The sequence below is a fragment of the Spirosoma panaciterrae DSM 21099 genome (assembly GCF_000374025.1).
In the GTDB taxonomy this organism is placed as follows: Bacteria; Bacteroidota; Bacteroidia; order Cytophagales; family Spirosomataceae; genus Spirosoma; species Spirosoma panaciterrae.
This window is the reverse complement of record NZ_KB893193.1, coordinates 40,054-56,946: the sequence shown is the minus strand read 5'-3', so window position 1 is coordinate 56,946 and position 16,893 is coordinate 40,054. Positions and strand designations below refer to the sequence as shown.

The following is a 16,893-nucleotide window of genomic DNA, read 5'->3' as shown; positions in this document are numbered from 1 at the left end:
ACTAACTTGGTTTCCCGTTTCGTTGTATCGTAACACATACCTGCGTGTAGTACATGCTTCCGATGAGCGTTCGCATAAAGCTGATACAGTGGACTTTACTTGGATTGCCGTTTTTATCGGCAGCCCAACCCAAGCAGTTCATTACATCGGCGCGTTCGGGCGATACGGTTCGGCAGTCCAAATCCGAGCACGATCACTCCGAAACGCTTGCTCACCCTGCCGAATCAACTTTAGATGCATCGGGAGGCCTTGCTGTCAATACCATTCCTTTGTTTGGCGAACGGCCTAAAACGGCCGAACAGATTAGCGAAGAAATTCACTTTTTGAACGACTGCGACCGGAATTTTGCCAGCCGTACCGAAGCCAGTGAATTCTTTGCCAATCGTGGATGGGATTACATCGATAAGCAACAATTAGATACGGCTGCGCACCGCTTCAACCTGGCCTGGTTGCTCAACGATAAAAATGCGGATGCGTACTGGGGCTTAGGGGTAGTCTGTTACCAGAAAAACCAACTGCCAGAAGCCATCCGGCTAATGAAAAAAGGCGTTGCTGTTGACGAAAACAATACGGTACTGATGACCGATCTGGCAACCCTGGAAATAAAACATTACCAGGAGAAACCGAATGAAGAAATGCTGACGGATGCCGAAGCGAATCTTCAACGGGCCATTGGCGTAAACCCAAACGCCCTGTCGTATCAAAAGCTTTCAGTGGTTTACTATCTGAAAGCGAACTATCAGAAAGCCTGGGATTATTTTCATCAGGCCAGTTCCCTCGATTTTTCGGCCATCGACATCAGTTATCTTAACGAGCTTCTGGCCAAGCAACCTGATCCTAAAGGAAAATTTAAGTAGAGACGCGATCCGTCGCGTCTCCTGCCCGGATGGTTTTATTTGCAAACGAGAATGCTGCTGACGCATAGGAGACGCATTATTGCGTCCCTACATTAATTCTCTGTTTCTTCTTCCTGAACTACTTTTTCTTTAGCGCGTTCGTAAGTAACTTTTCCTTTTTCGTCCCACTCGGTGATGGTATAGGATTCAAATTCAGTATCCCACTGGTCGCTGGCATATTGTGTGAGTTTACGACGCATACGACGGCCTCCGGGATTAATAGGGTAATACTCTGTCCAGCGGCCTACTTTTATCCCATTATCGTATTTGCCCTCCTCGGCCAGCAATCCGTTTTCATGAAAGGCCATGTATGTGCCTTTAATTTTCCCATACTCCATCGGGATAATCTCTTTAATCTTATGATGGGTAGAGTCGTAAAAAGTCAGTTTTGATTCGGCCGGAACGCCCTGATGCCAGCGGGATTTATCCAACAACATAAAATGGCTGTCGTATTTCTCCCAGCGGCCATCTTTCATACCCGCATAGTAATAACCTTCTTCGATCAGATCGCCGTTCTGATACCGTTTATAGGGGCCGTGCAATAACAACCCAGCGCCTTCATCGCGTACGATCGAGTTAGTGACACGACCTGACTTCTGATAATATCGATAAATGTCCCGAATGTAGGCTAAAGGTTTGGCCGCATCGTTGTCGCGCAATACATGAAACTCTTCGACGATTGTTCGATCACCACTACCAAACTTGGTATACGCTTTTACCATCGAAAGTCCTTCGTATTCGGTTTTCGACTGCTTATTTTTGGATTTCCGGTCAGCTTTTAGTTTTTTTAATTGCTTAACTTTCAGCCCCAAGTCGGGCATAATCCCTGAGAGATAGGCATCCTTCTGATCTTTAAGATCGTTAACGTAAGCATCTTTTTTTTCTTTCAACGACGACATAGTGGGTAAGCCCAGTGTTGTCATGGATGAAGGTACTGACGAAAAAGGGGCAAAAGGAGATGATGGTGCTCCCGATGACTCAAGTACTGGTTTGGCTGCAGTTGTCAATGACGATGGAGTTGTCTGCGCCCACCCAATCGGCACAATTGTTACCGAAATTACCAAATTGAAGATAATTAGTTTAAATTTATTCGCAATCATGGCAATTTGACCAATTGGAGACCTAAGTTTGTTAGTTTTGCAACGCTTTACCTCATTGCAATATTTTATCAACCTGTCCACCAGACCTTCCGGTGGTTTATCTATAACGTGTACTCGTGGAAAAACAAGCTCGTATTTATGTAGCCGGACATCGGGGGATGGTCGGCTCTGCCATTGTCCGTAAACTTCAACAGGAAGGTTATACCAACATTATCTCCCGTACCTCATCCGAACTTGACCTGCGTAATCAGGCCGCTGTTGCTGATTTCTTTGATCAGGAGCGCCCCGAGTACGTATTTCTGGCTGCAGCTAAGGTGGGTGGTATTATGGCTAATAACACCTATCGTGCCGAATTTCTGTACGATAATTTAATGATTGAATCAAACATTATTCATTCTGCCTATAAAACAGGCGTAAAGAAATTGTTGTTCCTTGGTTCGTCGTGCATTTACCCCAAATTAGCCCCCCAACCGCTAAAAGAGGAGTATTTATTGAGTGGCTATCTCGAAGCGACCAACGAGCCGTATGCCATCGCAAAAATTACAGGGATTAAACTGTGTGAAGCGTATCGTAGTCAATATGGCTGTAATTTTATTTCGGCCATGCCAACCAATTTATACGGCCCGAACGACAACTACGATTTACAAGGCTCGCACGTACTTCCAGCCCTGATCCGGAAATTTCACGAAGCAAAAATCAACAATCTACCTACTGTAGAAGTCTGGGGAACAGGCTCACCCATGCGCGAGTTTCTCCATGCCGATGATCTGGCCGATGCCTGCTTCTACTTGATGCAACATTACAGCGACGAGTTGTTTGTCAATATCGGAACGGGTGAAGATGTGACCATTAAGGAACTGGCGGAGATGGTAAAAGAAACGGTCGGTTTTGACGGTGAGCTTCGCTGGAATACCGATAAGCCCGATGGAACCCCCCGCAAATTGATGGATGTATCTCGGCTCCATGCCATGGGCTGGAAACACAAAACGGAATTAAAACAGGGCCTGGAGTTAACCTATCAGGACTTCCTGGCCAATGAGGTTTTATATGTTGAGTAGAGTTGTAACACCTCGCGTCTCAAGACCGGATGGTATTGTTCGCCAATAAACTGTAGCTGACGCAATGGAGACGCGAGGTATCGCGTCTCTACAGTTTTGCGGCTGGATTTCCAAAAACGGTTGTTCCGGCAGCAACATCCTCAACAACTACGGAACCTGCCCCAATACGGGCATTTTTGCCGATTGTGATACCCGCCACGATGGTTGCGCCGGTACCAATAAAAGCGCCTTCGCCTATAGTTACCCCACTGTTGATCAGGCTTCCAGTCCCAAGCTGAACATAGTCTCCAATTTTAGCCTGGCTCTCAACAACGGCCCCCGACTGAATGATACAGTGCTGACCCACTTCGGCATATGGATTAATAACAACCCGAGCTGCGATGAGATTGCCATGGCCGATACTCGCCAGTGTTGATACAATAGCAGTATCATGAATGGCGTTGACGGGTTGCACCTTGCGTCGTTCATTTAGCATCTTCACCAGCCGCTTTCGCACGCGAACATCGGCAATGGCCACAAACGCTTCGCATTTCTGCCCGATCAGTTTCAGGAATCCATCGTCATCGGTTTCACCCAGCACGGATACATCACCGAACTCCTTACCATGCAGGTTTTTATTGTCGTCAAGTAGGCCGTACACTACTACATTATTCCGTTGAAACAGGTCTAAGGCGGTCACGCCCAGGCTTCCTGCTCCCAAAATCAGCACTGGATTCTCCATTTACTGTGGTTTATTAAGTCAATATGAATAACCGCCCTGATAGAGCAATAATATTGTCAATTTGGTAACAATCCCATAAATCCTGGTTCATATAGGATAGGTACCTTCGTTCATGCAACCAGGTACGCAATTCCGAACGATTGTTCTTTCCGATATTCACCTCGGCACTGCCGGTTCGAAAGCGAAAGAAGCCACTGAGTTTTTGCGCAATTACTCGTGCCAGAAGCTCATTCTCAATGGCGACATCATCGATGGCTGGCAGTTGAAACAGTATGGCACCTGGAAGAAAAAGCACACTGCTTTCTTTAAAACGGTTTTAAAACAAATCGTTCACTACAATACAAAAGTTGTTTATCTACGGGGAAATCACGACGATTTTCTGGATCAGGTGATGCCTTTAAAAGTCGGTAAAAACTTCTCCATCCGCAAAGATTACACCCTGAATTCGGGCGATAAGAAGTTTTATGTGACCCACGGCGATGTTTTCGACTCGATCACGTCGCAGATGAAATGGCTGGCCTATCTGGGCGACTTAGGATATACCTTTCTTCTATGGGTCAACAAGTTTTATAATACCTACCGCACCTGGCGCGGGCTGCCGTATTATTCGCTTTCTCAACAGATTAAATCCCGGATCAAAAAAGCGGTAAGCTACATTTCCGATTATGAACAGAAACTCACCGAGTTAGCCCGCGCCCGCCATTGCGATGGGGTTATCTGCGGCCATATCCACCAACCCGCTATTCGGGAGTTTGACGGCATCATATACATGAACTCAGGCGACTGGGTCGAATCGCTTAGTGCGCTGGTCGAAGACCACGAGGGCCAGTGGAGCCTGCTCTACTACACAGCTGATCTGGGAGAGGATGAGGACCCGATGCTACCCGTAAAGCCTGTCAGTCAGCCATTTCCTCTTCCTGTAAAATCCATGTCGGCCTAATAGCGGACCTGCTCTCCGTTTTGTCAGGCACTCACAGAATCCAAACTATTTACAGATCGTAATTCATACGTCATGCGGGTTTTATTTTTAATACAAGGTGAAGGTCGTGGGCATTTAACACAAGCCCTTTCTCTTAATCAGATGCTGAAACAGGCTGGACATGATGTTGTTGGGGCCATTGTTGGCGTAACGGCCGAACGCGACGTACCCACTTTTTTTAGCTCTGCTTTTACGGCACCTATTACGCCCGTTTTTAGCCCTGGTTTGGTGTATAATACCAGGACGAATGCTCTTGAACCGTTTAAAACCACGCTGAAAGCCATCAGGACTGTTCGCCCATTCTGGCGCAGCCTGAAACAGGTTCGCGACATGATCGAAACGGAGCAGCCCGATGTGGTGGTCAACTTTTATGAAATGCTGGGCGGTATGACCTACGCCTTACTACGCCCGTCGGTACCTATGGTATGCATTGCGCACCAGTACATGGCTTTTCATTCGAATTTTCAATGCCCTAAAGGCCAGTGGTTCTACCGCCAGGCCTTCAAAATAAATACCCGGCTCACTTGTTTCGGGGCCAATGAACTCCTGGCCCTTTCCTTCGATAAACAGCCTGACGAACCACGCCAGCGTGTTCGCGTGGTTCCTCCGTTGCTTCGGCAGGAAGTAACGGAATTGAAACCCTCCGATGGCAATTCACTGTTGGCTTACGTTACCCAACCAGGTCTTAAAGTCGAGTTGTTAAAAGCCCATAAACAGCATCCCGAAATCCATATGGATGGCTTTCATTCGGGCACTACCCTACCCGACCAGAAAGTGGATGATACCCTGACCTTTCATGCCATCGATGGAAAGCGTTTTCTGGAATTTATGGCCCATTGCAAAGCGATTGTGACTACGGCTGGTTTCGAATCGGTTTGCGAAGCGGCTTATCTTGGCAAGCCAGCCCTTCTGATTCCCCAGGCAAATCACTATGAGCAGGCCTGTAATGCGATCGATGGGCAACGGGCGGGGGTTGGTACAGCTTCCAGCCGATTCGATCTGGACAAACTAATCGAGTATTTGCCGAAGCATAATGCGGCCGTCAGTGAACAATTCCGTACCTGGCATGCTCAAGGCTATTTTATGTTCATGGCCGCATTGAATCGCACTCAAATGCCCGCCAGTCGCCCATCGGGTGGGTTTTTCTGGACCCGGATGCGGCACTTGCTCCGGTAAGGTATTGGGCAGCTTTACCCATCACCTTTCGCGAAAGGGTTCTGACCTGTCTGCTTTTTGGTAATAAAAATGCAATGGGTCGGGATACCGATAGATGTATTGTATGGCTTTCAAAAGCTTAGCAGGGCTAATCAGTTTGTAAGGTACTGGTTCGGTAGGCTCGATGAATTGCGGCAATGCATACCCAAAATCGGCGCAGCTTTTCCGATAAATAGCTTCCCGTGTTGGATGAATAGGTGATACGGCATTGAATGTCCCACCTACTCGCTTCTGGATCAGTTCACGTAGAATACCTACTGCATCATCACGGTGTAGATAATTTACTGGTACATGCCCTGTATCGACGGTTCGGCCTGCGACGTATTTACCCGGAATTCGGTCATAGCCCATCAGTCCTCCACAACGTAAGATCGTAACCACCCGTTCTTCGGCTTTATCAAGCGCCTGGATAAGCTGTTCGGCCTGTACTAATCCCGGTGAAGCCGATTGACCGGGTGATGTTACATCCTCTTCAATAACCTCACGATTCAACTCTGGGTATATGGATGTAGAGCTAACGTAAATAATATGTTTTACTGAAGAATCCGTTACGGCATCGACTATGTATTGAATCTGAGCGGGATGAAAATCGTCACCTAATTTTCCTGCTTTGGGTGGTATATTAATCACCAGTGTATCGGTGTCCAGCAGCGCATGTAAGTTACCAACCGGCTCCGGGTTGAGCTGGAGTTCATACGCAGCCATTCTCTTCTCGTCCAATACAGCCGCTTTTTCGGCCGACGTTGTGCTCCCTTTTACAGAAAAGCCCTCACTCAGCAAACGCTCGGCCAGCGGCATTCCAAGCCAGCCAAGACCAATGATTGAAACGTTTCTCACGGACATTTTCAGAAGCCTATACCAAAACTTAATGTCCTCACGTCGGGTCCTTTGTTGGTTTGAAACAGTGGACTCATATCGTATTTAACAAAGAAATCCAGGCTTCGAATCCCTAAATGTGCCATTAGTCCGTACCGAAAATTGTTCAGGTAGAAATCGGAATGACGGCGATCTTTACCTCCATCTGCCTCCTTAATTTTCCGATAGCTATCCAGCCTGTAATTGGCATATCCGCCAAGACCAATATGACAGACTTTCTTGCCACTACTATTATAAAACGTTACGCGGGGCACTACTGGAACACCAATTGTACAAACGGTAAGCTTACTTTTTTGTAAATCCCGACCTGCATCTGGAAATTCTACAGCCGTAGTTCCTTTCTGAGCGATGTAGTTTCCATCGAACATAAAGTTATTCCAGGCCAGTTCTACGCCATAATACAGCTTTAAGGAAGCGTATTTGCCTCGAATGATCGTTGGCATTGCGCCTACAGACAACGCCACGTACCGCGAGCCTATTGGACTCAAATCGGGATAGGTGGGTGACGAGCTTTGCTGAATCAAATTGTTCAAACCGATACTCAAGCCATAATCAAAGCTTCCTTTATCCCGGTCGCGTCGTTCTCGCCGTTCTCGTTCGTAATCACTATCCCGCTTCGATGTTCTTTGGGTCGAATCGGTTTTCCCGTTAATAATTACCGTAACGCCATCGCTTTTTTTGGTAACCACCAGCACGGTATCTTTCAGGTATCGGTCTCCATCCTGCGAAATTCGGGTTTGCCCCCCCGGCACAGAATCCAGTTTCATACCCATTTCCCGCACAATTTTATTCAGATCGTAATTCGACAGGGCCTGAATAGCCGCTTTATCGGGCGCATAAATTACCAGTCGGGTGCGGTTGGCGAATCGGATCACCAGCGAGTCTGTTGGGCTCATTGGTTTCGCCTGTGCCAGCATAGCTATTAGGCATACTGTTACCGTAGCCACTGCACGTAATACTTTGTTCATTGCTTACTGGATTTATCTTTATCGAGGCTGTGTTTTAGGCCGCTATAGGCACGTCCTAATAGGCCCCGATCCTCATTCGTTGTATTCTCGTTATCCCGTCGGGCAAAGAGTTCACCTTCTTTAAAACGTTTTACCTGTTGCCATAGCCCAGTGTTCTTTGTGTCTTTTTCCTGCTTTTCAGTAAGCGCCACTACTGGTTTTTCCTCCGAAGCGGCTTTTACAGCCTGCCGGGCCGCAACCAAGGCTTCAGGCTCTGCAATCGTAACAACCAATACCCGCTCAGCCGCAGGAGTTGGCTTTGCAGCTGGCTTAACCTCTGCTACTTGTTCAGATACCGCTGGCTTATCTGCTGCGGGCGTGCTAACGACATCTTGTCTGGCTGGCCCTTCAACTGATTTATTCTGTGCCAGGACCTGTTCTGGTGCGGCTGAAGGAGCCGACGGTTTAACTGATTTGTAGTTTCCAGCAGGTTGCAATTCTGAAGGATTCGTCTGCTTCGTCTGAACAGCGGGCTTTTCGACGACGGCTACTTGTTCGCCCTGAATGGGTTGGTTTATATCCGTTGCCTTTGTCTCTTTTGAAGTTGATTGGTTTTTTTCTGCTTTTTCGGTTGTTATCGACTTCGAATCACCTTTCTGAGGTTCTGTCCGTTTGTGAGGTGTATTGGTTGCTACCTGATTTTCTCCACCTGTCGATGAGCTACTTGATGGCCAGTAAAGCCATCCAAACAGGCTAACCAAAATCAGGCAGGCAGCAGCCGCCATATATCGTTGTATGGTCGGATTTTGCCAGAAAACGACCCGTGCTTCAGGTACACGCTTACCCATACGTGCCTGTAACCGCTCGAAGCCATCGGCACTCGGCGGCAAAGACATATTGCCCAGTTTTCGGGCAAATAAGTCATCGATTGGCTGCTTTTCCGACTGTTTTTTCATAATATCCATGTTGTCCAGATGATTTACCCTGAACGGCCTCCTGTTCTAACTTCTTTACATTTGCCTGCAACAGCGTTCTTGCGCGACTTAATTGCGATTTCGATGTTCCTTCCGAAATACCGAGCATATCTGCAATTTCGGCGTGACTATAGCCTTCGATGGCATACAGATTGAAGACTGTACGATATCCATCGGGCAATTGATTCACCATCCGTAACAAATCATTCTCATTAACGGCGGTATCTGCCCACGCATAGTCTGGCTCAACAGTTACCTCATCCATGGAGACCTCCTGACGCCACTGTTTATTTTTTCGCAGAAACATCAGCGATTCCGTTACCATCACCCGCCGAATCCACCCTTCAAAGCTCCCATCTTCCCGAAACTGATCAATTTTCTCAAACACACGCATGAATCCGTCAATCATCACTTCTTCGGCATCATCCCGATTGGCACAATAGCGTGTACAAACTGCCAGCATTTTACCGGCATACCGTTCGTATACGACCTTATGAGCGCGGCTTTCTCCCCGCTTCAGGGCAGCAACCAACTGCGCTTCGGTCGTAAAAAACGGTATAAGTCGGAGCATAATCCTTTAGGTTCGTTGAGAAGATGCAAATTACTTAGATGCCGGTTGCATGGCTAGTCGAAAATTTTGAAATATTTTCGCATCATTCGTCTATACACTTTTTGCAAGTTAAGAACCCAGGCATCTGATAATAGAAAAAGGGCCTTTAAAGCCCTTTTATATATTTGATTCCAGCCACATAATACAGCCAGATCACACGCGATATTCGAAAATTAATTGGGGCGATGACAACCATTAGAGGGGCGATGATCGCAGCATATACCCACCCTTCAGGGTCTCCAGCCAGGTAAAACAATAGAAATCCCATCACCAGAGCTACCCCTCCTGAAATGGCGTAGCTAACATACATGGCTCCGATGAAATAACCCGGCTCTACTTCGTACCGCAATCCACAATGCGGACAGTGTTCATACATATCATCGAATCCACGCAGCGAATAGAAGGGTTTTCTAAAGATTTTCCCCTTTCTACACCTGGGACATAGCCCGCTTAATGCGGCCTGCAATTTCGAGACGTCTTCCATGCTCCTGTTTACTATTCCGATACCACAGATAGCCAATAGAGGCTACAATAAGGTAAGGAGCTAATAATAAATATAAAATACCAAAATTCAGGTTCGATGCCACTACGCTCCGGCCATTACTAACCGTACTTTCAACTGTTCCCCGGCACATAGCACACTGCGCCATACTATCAGGGCTTGCCACAAATAAGAGAATGACCACTACCAGCCAAATTTTCCAATTTTTCATAGCTTTTAGCGAGTTAATGAAGATAATATGGCTTAATCATTAGGTACACAATAACCCCTGTTATACTAACGTACAGCCAAATGGGATAGGCATATTTTACCGTTTTTTTATGCTTCAGAATTTGTCCATTCAGGGCAAAATATACAGCCCTTAGCACAAACCAGACCACCACAACTGAAAGTACAATGTGTGAGATCAACAGAAAATAATATACCGGACGAATCCAGCCCTGGCCTCCATAGGGTGTCGAATCATTTGTCAGGTGGTACAACACATAGCTTACCAAAAACAACGATCCAAGGGTAAATGCCGTCAACATGGTACGCTTATGCGCCTGTACATTATTCTGTTTGATGAAATAAAGGCCGAGTAGCAATAGTACCGATGTTATCGAATTGATTATGCCATTGATGTGAGGGAGGTAAGAAGTCCAGTTTCCCAAATCGACTTTCTGCCGAATACCCAGTAGTATAGCCACGGCTACTGGAATGGCTATAGCCAATATATTGATGACTCGATTTGCTTTCTGCTCCCTTACCGGCTGCAATACTTCCATAGCGTTATTCTTTGTTATAAATATCCAGAAGTACTCGAATTTCAAGAATCAGGCGATCGACATCTTCTTTGTTGGTTCCATCATAGAACCCTCTGACAATCCCCTCTTTATCTACCAATACCAACTTTTCGCTATGAATAAAAGTTTCGTCAGGTTTCCCCTCTTTTACCCCCGCATCGACAGTTGGAAGATAGTATCCATGCATCGCTAAATCATATATTTCCGCCTTGTCTCCCGTCAGGAAATACCATTTCCCCGGAATGGCATCGTACTTCTGAGCATAGGCTTTCAACTGGGCTGGCCTATCATGCTCTGGGTCTACTGTATGCGATAAAAAGACGATTGATGGATTCTCCCGAAAAATATCCTGTACACGGGTTAACTGAGATGCTATTCGTGGACAAATTGTACCACACCGTGTAAAGAAAAAGTCGGCTACGTAAATCTTATTTTTGACAATCGACTGGTCTATCGTTTTCCCGTCCTGATCGATCAGGCGAAAGGGAGGGATGTGGTTATAGACGGTATCAGTCATACTACTACCATCAGGTAAAGTGACCTTACCCATTAGGGGCTCTCCCTTTGCCGAGTCAATTTTGGGCAGATACCGCGGCAGAACATAGTGGTTCTGGGTCCCAAACCGAAGGAATAAATACAACAAAGCCGGGACCAGCAGCGTAGCGAGCAGGATCCCGGCTTTTTGATTCGTACTCATAATATCAACCAAATACTGAAATGCCAATCCAGGCTCCTTCAGTCATTAAGGCAACTAATAGCCAAATAACAAAAACGATTGGAATTACGATAGCCCAAATCAGGCTCTTCACTTCATGTTTGAGGTGCATAAACTCGCCAACAATGTAGAAGGCTTTCACCAATGTCATGATAACGAAGAATGATGTACGTAACCCACCAGCCTTCATTAAGTAAGCAAGGGTAAATTCAACAGCCGTTATAGCTGAAAGAATCCAGAATGTACGCCAGATGGCACCTGTATTTGCGGGTGGGATTTCACCAACTTCATGGGTCCCGTGTGAGTGATCAGCCATTTTTTAGAAAAGTGGTTGTTAAACCAGATAGAAGAACGTAAATACAAATACCCAAACCAGATCGACAAAGTGCCAGTAGAGACCAACTTTCTCAACCATTTCGTAATGGCCCCGACGCGCATACAGCCCAGTAGCAGCCCGATAGAAAATCAGAATATTCAGGATAACGCCACTAAATACGTGCGTACCATGGAAACCCGTGATGAAGAAGAATAGGTCAGCAAAAGCGGGAGGGCCGTACTGGTTTTCAACCAGATTAGCTCCGAAAATGGTCCGTTGAATAGTTTGCCCATTAACAATCTCACTGATCGTCGTACCTGTTTCCGTGCCATGAATAAAGTGTGACCACTCCCAGGCCTGGCTACCCAGAAACGTAAAGCCGCCTAAAATGGTCCAGAGCATGTATTTTTCAACATCGGCCTGATCCATCCGGTGACCTGCTTCGACGGCTAATACCATTGTAACACTACTAAAAATCAGGATAAATGTCATGATCCCCACGAAAATCAGCGGAGCATGAACACCATGCAGGAATGGAACCGCAGCATACACCATTTCGGGTGTTGGCCAGTACAGGTTCGAGAATTTAAATACTTCTCCGTAAATAGCCGGGTCCCAGGCTGGATAGCTAAACCGAATCAGACCGTAGGTTACCAGCAAAGCTGAGAACGTAAACGTATCAGAGATCAGGAAGAACCACATCATCAGCTTGCCGTAGCTCACTTTCATTGGTTCAACACCACCCATCCAGGTTTTCTTATCGAAAATAGCGTCCGAGTCGGTTGTTAGGGTATCGTGTGTTACAGTAGCCGCCATGCGTCTAAGAGATTATCAATGAAAATAGACTAAAAAGAAAAACAAATACAACCACAAAATATCTAAGAAATGCCAGTACGTAGCCGCAATTTCTATTTGATTCAGACTCTTGGCGTGAATTCGGAGTCGGAAAGCCGCCACCAAGGCAAAAACCAGTACAATTATACCGGAGATGAGGTGGAAACCATGTAACCCCGTAAAAATGTACATGAATGAACCCGCTGGATTGCCCACGAAGAATACATTCTCGTTTACCAGGTCAACCCATCCCAGGAACTGCATGTACAGGAACACCGCTCCAAGCACAAAAGTAACAGTTATCGCAATTTTCAGATTGCCGAAGTTGTCTTTTTTTGCAGACAAATATGCCCAGTGCATGGTTAAGCTACTCATAACAAGCACAACCGAACTATAATTAAAAATAGGCGGTATGACATATTCCAGCCAATTGCCTTCGGCTCTACGTACCAGATAAGCACTGGTCATAGCTGCAAAGAGCATGATGATACTGACAATGAACAACCATAAAATGAATTTACGGGGATTCATTGAGAGCGTTTCTTCCGGCTCTTCTACTAATGTTATGTTATTTACTAATTCGCTCATGATTTGTTGTTATACTTTATCTAACAGATACACAATCTGTACGATAGGCAGATAAAGCAATGAACCAAACATCATTTGCAAGGCTGCCTTATCCGTACAGGTTCTCATTAAATGGAACGTTTGCGCCAAAAACAAGATTCCGCCAAACATGGCTACTAATGCCGAATTAATCCCCGTCATACCCAGAAAATAAGGTAGCCAGCCAATTGGAACCAGGAACAGCGTATAAATCATTATACGAAAGGCGGTCTCGGTTGTTTTGCCATCCCCGGGCATCATCTGGATACCTGCTTTCTTGTATTGATCGAAAGCCAGCCAGCCGATCGCCCAGAAATGTGGAAATTGCCAGAAAAATTGAATGGCAAACAGAATGCCAGGTGCCCAGCCAAAATGATTTGTTGCCGCTACCCACCCAATCATAGGCGGGAAAGCACCGGGCAATGCTCCTACAAATACGGCAATTTGCCCTTTCCGTTTGAGTGGAGTGTAGACAAACCCATATAGCAATAGGGATAAAACAGCTAATGCGGCTGCCCGTATATTGAAAACTTCTACGAACAAATAGCAGCCAATTGAAAACAGGATCAAAGCAAAGGTTGCAGCCTCCCGTACAGTCAAGCGTCCCGTTGGTAAAGGTCGCACAGCCGTACGCTTCATCAGTTTATCAGAGTCTTTCTCAATAATCTGATTAATAATATTAGCCGCACCCGTAATAGCGATCGAAGCGACAACTAAAACGATGAGCTTTATCCAATTGGTCTGATCGGCCGCTAAGCAATACCCAAACACACCTGAAAAGACAACAGCCAGCGTTAACTTTAACTTGATTAACTCAACATACGCTTTCGCCTTTTCGCCGAACGTGCTTACCGTTATTATTCTTTCCGTATCAAGCATGTGCTACTTCTAAATTTCGCCTAACCTTCTTCGATAGTAGGATATCAGGGGTTAAGGCGAGTATGGCAATAAATTGTAAGCCGACCAAAAGGATAGCCAACAGTAAATGCATTGGTTGCGCAATGGCTGGAACATTCAAATAAGCCATTATAACACCTGTGCCTATTTCCAATATAACACAGGCAAGTAGGCCATTCGATATCCAGTTTAACGTTCTTCGTTTATCTAGTTTTCGTAACTGGTAGATTAAAGTCAAATGTCCCGCTAACACAACCAGGGAAAACGAACGATGAACATAAAAACGCCAGTCAAGACTACTAATCCAGTTTTCGCGTTGTTGATAGCCCAGTTTTTTTACAACCAGATCGAGCGCTTCCCGTACTTCAGTCCCTAGTACAACCTGTCCTATTGTTACTAGAATCAGCGATAGCGCCAGCCAGCGCAAGCCTGATTCTTTTCGCTTAGTCAGGTTTACAGCTAATTGAGCACCTTGTGAGCGTACCCAAACAAATAGCAATGCAAAAACGACTAGTATAGCCAGCAGCATATGAATTGTAATCATATACTGGGCCAATTCTGTCGACACTACCTTAGACCCTAGCCAACCGTTTAAGCCAATGAGAATGAAAGCAGCCAAGCTCCCCCAAACAATGGCTCTATCTTTTCGCCAGAATGAAAATGATGTTATTAAAGTAGCGAAAACTAAAAAACCAGATAATACACCAACCAGTCGGTTCAGATATTCAATCCACGTTTTTACAGGATTGAATTCTATCTCACCTTTTAGTTTGGCTCCGTATATCTCCTGATAATTGGCTGGTAGCTGCGAAAGCTCGGTAGGCGGAATCCAGCGGCCAAAACATTTTGGCCAGTCTGGACAGCCCATTCCAGAGCCCGTCCCTCTGACAATACCACCTGCCAAAACAACTATGTATATGGCAACAATTGTCAATAGAGCCAAGCTCTGGAAGCGCAGTTCCTGTTTATTAGTGAGGCTGTTTGAACTGGTCATTCAGATTTTGTGCCTCAATTTCTTTCTCCAGCCCAATCAGCTCATTTTCATGCGGCAGATTTGACTCAGGAGTTTGCGAGTAAGGCACGTTTTGAGGAATGAAATCATCCTTTGCACCTGGCTTACTATAATCATAGGCCCAACGATAAACGGCAGGAATTTCACCGGGCCAGTTACCATGACCTGGGTTGATTGGTGCCGTCCATTCCAGTGTATTCGATTTCCATGGATTTTGTGGAGCTTTCCGACCTTTAAACATGCTGTACACGAAATTCCAGACGAAAATCCACTGAGCCGTGAAGGTAAAAATAGCAGCAAGGCTAATGAAGCTATTCATATCAGCGAAGATATTCTTCGTGAAGTCATAGCTTGTGAAGGCATAATAGCGACGTGGGAAACCAGATATCCCAATGTAGTGCATGGGGAAGAATACCAGGTAAATACCAATAAAAGTTAGCCAGAAGTGAACATAACCAAGCTTCTCGTTCATCATCCGACCAAACATTTTGGGGAACCAGTGGTAAACCCCGGCCAACAGACCAAACGCTGAGGCAGCACCCATCACGAGGTGGAAGTGAGCAACAACGAAATAGGTATCGTGCAGTTGAATATCCAATGCCGAGTTACCCAGAATAATACCTGTTAATCCACCTGAAATAAAGAAGGATACCAGACCGATCGAGAACAGCATCGCTGGTGTAAACCGGATATTTCCACGCCAGAGAGTTGTAATGTAGTTGAACGCTTTTACCGCTGATGGCACTGCAATAATCAGTGTCAGGAACATGAAGATAGAGCCCAGGAATGGGTTCATACCTGTCACGAACATATGGTGAGCCCATACGATAAATGCCAGGAAGGCAATACCCATCATGGAGGCAATCATGGCCCGGTAGCCGAAGATCGGTTTACGCGAGTTAGTCGCAATGATTTCGGAGGTCATTCCCAATGCTGGCAGTAGTACAATGTATACTTCCGGGTGACCAAGGAACCAGAACAGGTGTTGGAACAAGATTGGGCTACCACCTACGTTTGGTAAGGCTTCTCCTTTAATATAGATTTCGGACAGGTAGAAGCTTGTACCGAAGCTACGGTCGAAAATAAGCAGCAAAGCGGCCGAAAGAAGTACAGGGAACGAAATCAGACCCAGCACAGCCGTCAGGAAAAACGCCCAGATCGTCAGGGGGAGTTTGCTGAACGACATGCCTCTTGTACGCAGGTTGATTACTGTTGTGATGTAGTTAATACCTCCCAGCAACTGCGATACAATGAACAGAGCCATACTGATCAGCCACAGAGTCATTCCCAATTCAGAGCCTTTGTGTGCTTGCGGTAGCGCACTCAATGGTGGATAAATTACCCAGCCACCAGCAGCAGGACCTGTTTCAATGAACAGAGAACCAAGCATAATCATACTGGCCAGAAAGAAGAACCAGTATGACAACATGTTCAGGAAGCCTGATGCCATATCGCGGGCACCTACTTGTAAAGGAATCAGGAAGTTTGAAAATGTTCCGCTCAATCCGGCTGTCAATACAAAGAATACCATGATGGTTCCATGCATCGTTACCAATGCCAGATAAAAATCGGGGTCAAGCTTACCCGTCTCGTTGATCCAGTTGCCAAGAATTGGCCGTAAGAAATCCAGTTTCATATTTGGGAAACCCAACTGAAGCCGGAACATGACTGATAGGCTAATGCCAATAACTGACCAGATAATACCCGAAATCAGGTATTGCTTGGCAATAGTCTTGTGATCTTCTGAAAATATGTACGTGCGCCAAAAACTTTGTGGCTCATGGTGGTCATGCTCTGCTGCATGGGCCACAGTTGCCGAGTTAGCTGCTACAGTCGCCATAGTATTTGGT

At 46.0% G+C, this 16,893-nt stretch carries 21 protein-coding genes; 5 read left to right on the top strand and 16 right to left on the bottom strand.

The window, feature by feature from the left end:
• Window positions 1-62 precede the first annotated feature (62 nt).
• On the top strand, window positions 63-857 hold the full coding sequence (locus B153_RS0120265) for a tetratricopeptide repeat protein (protein ID WP_020598573.1): 795 nt from the start codon (window positions 63-65) through the stop codon (window positions 855-857).
• Window positions 858-949: 92 nt separating this feature from the next.
• On the opposite strand, the gene B153_RS0120260 is transcribed toward B153_RS0120265, so the two are convergent.
• The gene (locus B153_RS0120260; protein ID WP_245564916.1) at window positions 950-1,819 is read right to left on the bottom strand and encodes a toxin-antitoxin system YwqK family antitoxin; all 870 of its coding nucleotides are present in this window, start codon (window positions 1,817-1,819) and stop codon (window positions 950-952) included.
• On the opposite strand from B153_RS0120260, the gene B153_RS0120255 reads away from it, so the two are divergent.
• Both B153_RS0120255 and fcl read left to right on the top strand, forming a co-directional pair.
• Window positions 1,818-2,006 carry a hypothetical protein gene (locus B153_RS0120255; protein ID WP_020598571.1) on the top strand — a complete coding sequence of 63 codons (189 nt, stop codon included), beginning with the start codon at window positions 1,818-1,820 and terminating at the stop codon, window positions 2,004-2,006. The two genes, B153_RS0120260 and B153_RS0120255, sit on opposite strands and share 2 nt — an antisense overlap.
• Before the next feature lie 106 nt (window positions 2,007-2,112).
• A complete protein-coding gene (gene fcl, locus B153_RS0120250) occupies window positions 2,113-3,054 on the top strand; it encodes a GDP-L-fucose synthase (protein WP_020598570.1) in 942 nt (313 codons plus the stop codon).
• Window positions 3,055-3,142: 88 nt separating this feature from the next.
• Here fcl and B153_RS0120245 read toward each other — a convergent pair whose 3' ends face one another.
• Window positions 3,143-3,775: an acetyltransferase gene (locus tag B153_RS0120245; RefSeq protein WP_020598569.1), complete on the bottom strand. Its 633-nt coding sequence runs from the start codon at window positions 3,773-3,775 to the stop codon at window positions 3,143-3,145.
• A 112-nt stretch (window positions 3,776-3,887) separates the two neighbouring features.
• Between B153_RS0120245 and B153_RS0120240 the strand changes: the two genes are divergently transcribed.
• Both B153_RS0120240 and B153_RS0120235 read left to right on the top strand, forming a co-directional pair.
• Window positions 3,888-4,715, top strand: coding sequence for a UDP-2,3-diacylglucosamine diphosphatase (locus B153_RS0120240; protein WP_020598568.1), 828 nt, complete (start codon window positions 3,888-3,890; stop codon window positions 4,713-4,715).
• A gap of 72 nt (window positions 4,716-4,787) precedes the next feature.
• Complete coding sequence (locus B153_RS0120235; protein ID WP_026262306.1) at window positions 4,788-5,930, top strand: glycosyltransferase family protein; 1,143 nt, start codon at window positions 4,788-4,790, stop codon at window positions 5,928-5,930.
• Window positions 5,931-5,951: 21 nt separating this feature from the next.
• On the opposite strand, the gene B153_RS35520 is transcribed toward B153_RS0120235, so the two are convergent.
• The 14 genes from B153_RS35520 to B153_RS0120165 form a co-directional block, all read right to left on the bottom strand.
• Window positions 5,952-6,812 carry an NAD(P)H-binding protein gene (locus B153_RS35520; RefSeq protein WP_040761746.1) on the bottom strand — a complete coding sequence of 287 codons (861 nt, stop codon included), beginning with the start codon at window positions 6,810-6,812 and terminating at the stop codon, window positions 5,952-5,954.
• A gap of 2 nt (window positions 6,813-6,814) precedes the next feature.
• A complete protein-coding gene (locus tag B153_RS0120225) occupies window positions 6,815-7,813 on the bottom strand; it encodes an outer membrane beta-barrel protein (protein WP_020598565.1) in 999 nt (332 codons plus the stop codon).
• Complete coding sequence (locus tag B153_RS0120220) at window positions 7,810-8,748, bottom strand: hypothetical protein (protein ID WP_026262305.1); 939 nt, start codon at window positions 8,746-8,748, stop codon at window positions 7,810-7,812. Before B153_RS0120220 ends, B153_RS0120225 begins: the two co-directional genes overlap by 4 nt.
• Window positions 8,714-9,337, bottom strand: coding sequence for an RNA polymerase sigma factor (locus B153_RS0120215; RefSeq protein WP_020598563.1), 624 nt, complete (start codon window positions 9,335-9,337; stop codon window positions 8,714-8,716). Before B153_RS0120215 ends, B153_RS0120220 begins: the two co-directional genes overlap by 35 nt.
• Before the next feature lie 145 nt (window positions 9,338-9,482).
• The gene (locus B153_RS0120210) at window positions 9,483-9,860 is read right to left on the bottom strand and encodes a DUF983 domain-containing protein (RefSeq protein ID WP_026262304.1); all 378 of its coding nucleotides are present in this window, start codon (window positions 9,858-9,860) and stop codon (window positions 9,483-9,485) included.
• A complete protein-coding gene (locus B153_RS0120205; RefSeq protein WP_020598561.1) occupies window positions 9,805-10,089 on the bottom strand; it encodes a hypothetical protein in 285 nt (94 codons plus the stop codon). The genes B153_RS0120210 and B153_RS0120205 overlap by 56 nt, the downstream gene beginning before the upstream one ends.
• Before the next feature lie 13 nt (window positions 10,090-10,102).
• Window positions 10,103-10,645, bottom strand: coding sequence for a DUF420 domain-containing protein (locus B153_RS0120200; protein WP_020598560.1), 543 nt, complete (start codon window positions 10,643-10,645; stop codon window positions 10,103-10,105).
• A 4-nt stretch (window positions 10,646-10,649) separates the two neighbouring features.
• The gene (locus B153_RS0120195; RefSeq protein ID WP_026262303.1) at window positions 10,650-11,360 is read right to left on the bottom strand and encodes an SCO family protein; all 711 of its coding nucleotides are present in this window, start codon (window positions 11,358-11,360) and stop codon (window positions 10,650-10,652) included.
• Window positions 11,361-11,364: 4 nt separating this feature from the next.
• Entirely contained in the window at window positions 11,365-11,694 is a 330-nt protein-coding gene (locus B153_RS0120190; protein WP_020598558.1) for a cytochrome C oxidase subunit IV family protein, read from the bottom strand.
• A gap of 18 nt (window positions 11,695-11,712) precedes the next feature.
• Window positions 11,713-12,510, bottom strand: a complete 798-nt coding sequence (locus B153_RS0120185; protein ID WP_020598557.1) for a cytochrome c oxidase subunit 3 — start codon at window positions 12,508-12,510, stop codon at window positions 11,713-11,715.
• Between the two features lie 15 nt (window positions 12,511-12,525).
• Window positions 12,526-13,116, bottom strand: coding sequence for a cytochrome c oxidase subunit 3 (locus B153_RS0120180; RefSeq protein ID WP_026262302.1), 591 nt, complete (start codon window positions 13,114-13,116; stop codon window positions 12,526-12,528).
• A 9-nt stretch (window positions 13,117-13,125) separates the two neighbouring features.
• Window positions 13,126-14,013 (bottom strand): heme o synthase, encoded by an 888-nt coding sequence (gene cyoE / locus B153_RS0120175; RefSeq protein ID WP_020598555.1) that lies wholly within the window; start codon window positions 14,011-14,013, stop codon window positions 13,126-13,128.
• Entirely contained in the window at window positions 14,006-15,025 is a 1,020-nt protein-coding gene (locus tag B153_RS0120170; RefSeq protein ID WP_020598554.1) for a COX15/CtaA family protein, read from the bottom strand. Before B153_RS0120170 ends, cyoE begins: the two co-directional genes overlap by 8 nt.
• Window positions 15,000-16,883, bottom strand: a complete 1,884-nt coding sequence (locus tag B153_RS0120165; protein WP_020598553.1) for a cytochrome c oxidase subunit I — start codon at window positions 16,881-16,883, stop codon at window positions 15,000-15,002. The genes B153_RS0120170 and B153_RS0120165 overlap by 26 nt, the downstream gene beginning before the upstream one ends.
• Window positions 16,884-16,893: the final 10 nt, after the last annotated feature.

Bases quoted from the DNA above. Each gene is read 5' to 3' on its own strand.
- B153_RS0120265 (WP_020598573.1), top strand. From the start codon at position 63: ATGAGCGTTCGCATAAAGCTGATACAGTGGACTTTACTTGGATTGCCG.
- B153_RS0120255 (WP_020598571.1), top strand. From the start codon at position 1,818: ATGGATGAAGGTACTGACGAAAAAGGGGCAAAAGGAGATGATGGTGCT.
- B153_RS0120260 (WP_245564916.1), bottom strand. From the start codon at position 1,819: ATGACAACACTGGGCTTACCCACTATGTCGTCGTTGAAAGAAAAAAAA.
- B153_RS0120245 (WP_020598569.1), bottom strand. From the start codon at position 3,775: ATGGAGAATCCAGTGCTGATTTTGGGAGCAGGAAGCCTGGGCGTGACC.
- B153_RS0120240 (WP_020598568.1), top strand. From the start codon at position 3,888: ATGCAACCAGGTACGCAATTCCGAACGATTGTTCTTTCCGATATTCAC.
- B153_RS0120235 (WP_026262306.1), top strand. From the start codon at position 4,788: ATGCGGGTTTTATTTTTAATACAAGGTGAAGGTCGTGGGCATTTAACA.
- B153_RS35520 (WP_040761746.1), bottom strand. From the start codon at position 6,812: ATGTCCGTGAGAAACGTTTCAATCATTGGTCTTGGCTGGCTTGGAATG.
- B153_RS0120225 (WP_020598565.1), bottom strand. From the start codon at position 7,813: ATGAACAAAGTATTACGTGCAGTGGCTACGGTAACAGTATGCCTAATA.
- B153_RS0120220 (WP_026262305.1), bottom strand. From the start codon at position 8,748: ATGAAAAAACAGTCGGAAAAGCAGCCAATCGATGACTTATTTGCCCGA.
- B153_RS0120215 (WP_020598563.1), bottom strand. From the start codon at position 9,337: ATGCTCCGACTTATACCGTTTTTTACGACCGAAGCGCAGTTGGTTGCT.
- B153_RS0120210 (WP_026262304.1), bottom strand. From the start codon at position 9,860: ATGGAAGACGTCTCGAAATTGCAGGCCGCATTAAGCGGGCTATGTCCC.
- B153_RS0120205 (WP_020598561.1), bottom strand. From the start codon at position 10,089: ATGAAAAATTGGAAAATTTGGCTGGTAGTGGTCATTCTCTTATTTGTG.
- B153_RS0120200 (WP_020598560.1), bottom strand. From the start codon at position 10,645: ATGGAAGTATTGCAGCCGGTAAGGGAGCAGAAAGCAAATCGAGTCATC.
- B153_RS0120195 (WP_026262303.1), bottom strand. From the start codon at position 11,360: ATGAGTACGAATCAAAAAGCCGGGATCCTGCTCGCTACGCTGCTGGTC.
- B153_RS0120190 (WP_020598558.1), bottom strand. From the start codon at position 11,694: ATGGCTGATCACTCACACGGGACCCATGAAGTTGGTGAAATCCCACCC.
- B153_RS0120185 (WP_020598557.1), bottom strand. From the start codon at position 12,510: ATGGCGGCTACTGTAACACACGATACCCTAACAACCGACTCGGACGCT.
- B153_RS0120180 (WP_026262302.1), bottom strand. From the start codon at position 13,116: ATGAGCGAATTAGTAAATAACATAACATTAGTAGAAGAGCCGGAAGAA.
- cyoE (WP_020598555.1), bottom strand. From the start codon at position 14,013: ATGCTTGATACGGAAAGAATAATAACGGTAAGCACGTTCGGCGAAAAG.
- B153_RS0120170 (WP_020598554.1), bottom strand. From the start codon at position 15,025: ATGACCAGTTCAAACAGCCTCACTAATAAACAGGAACTGCGCTTCCAG.
- B153_RS0120165 (WP_020598553.1), bottom strand. From the start codon at position 16,883: ATGGCGACTGTAGCAGCTAACTCGGCAACTGTGGCCCATGCAGCAGAG.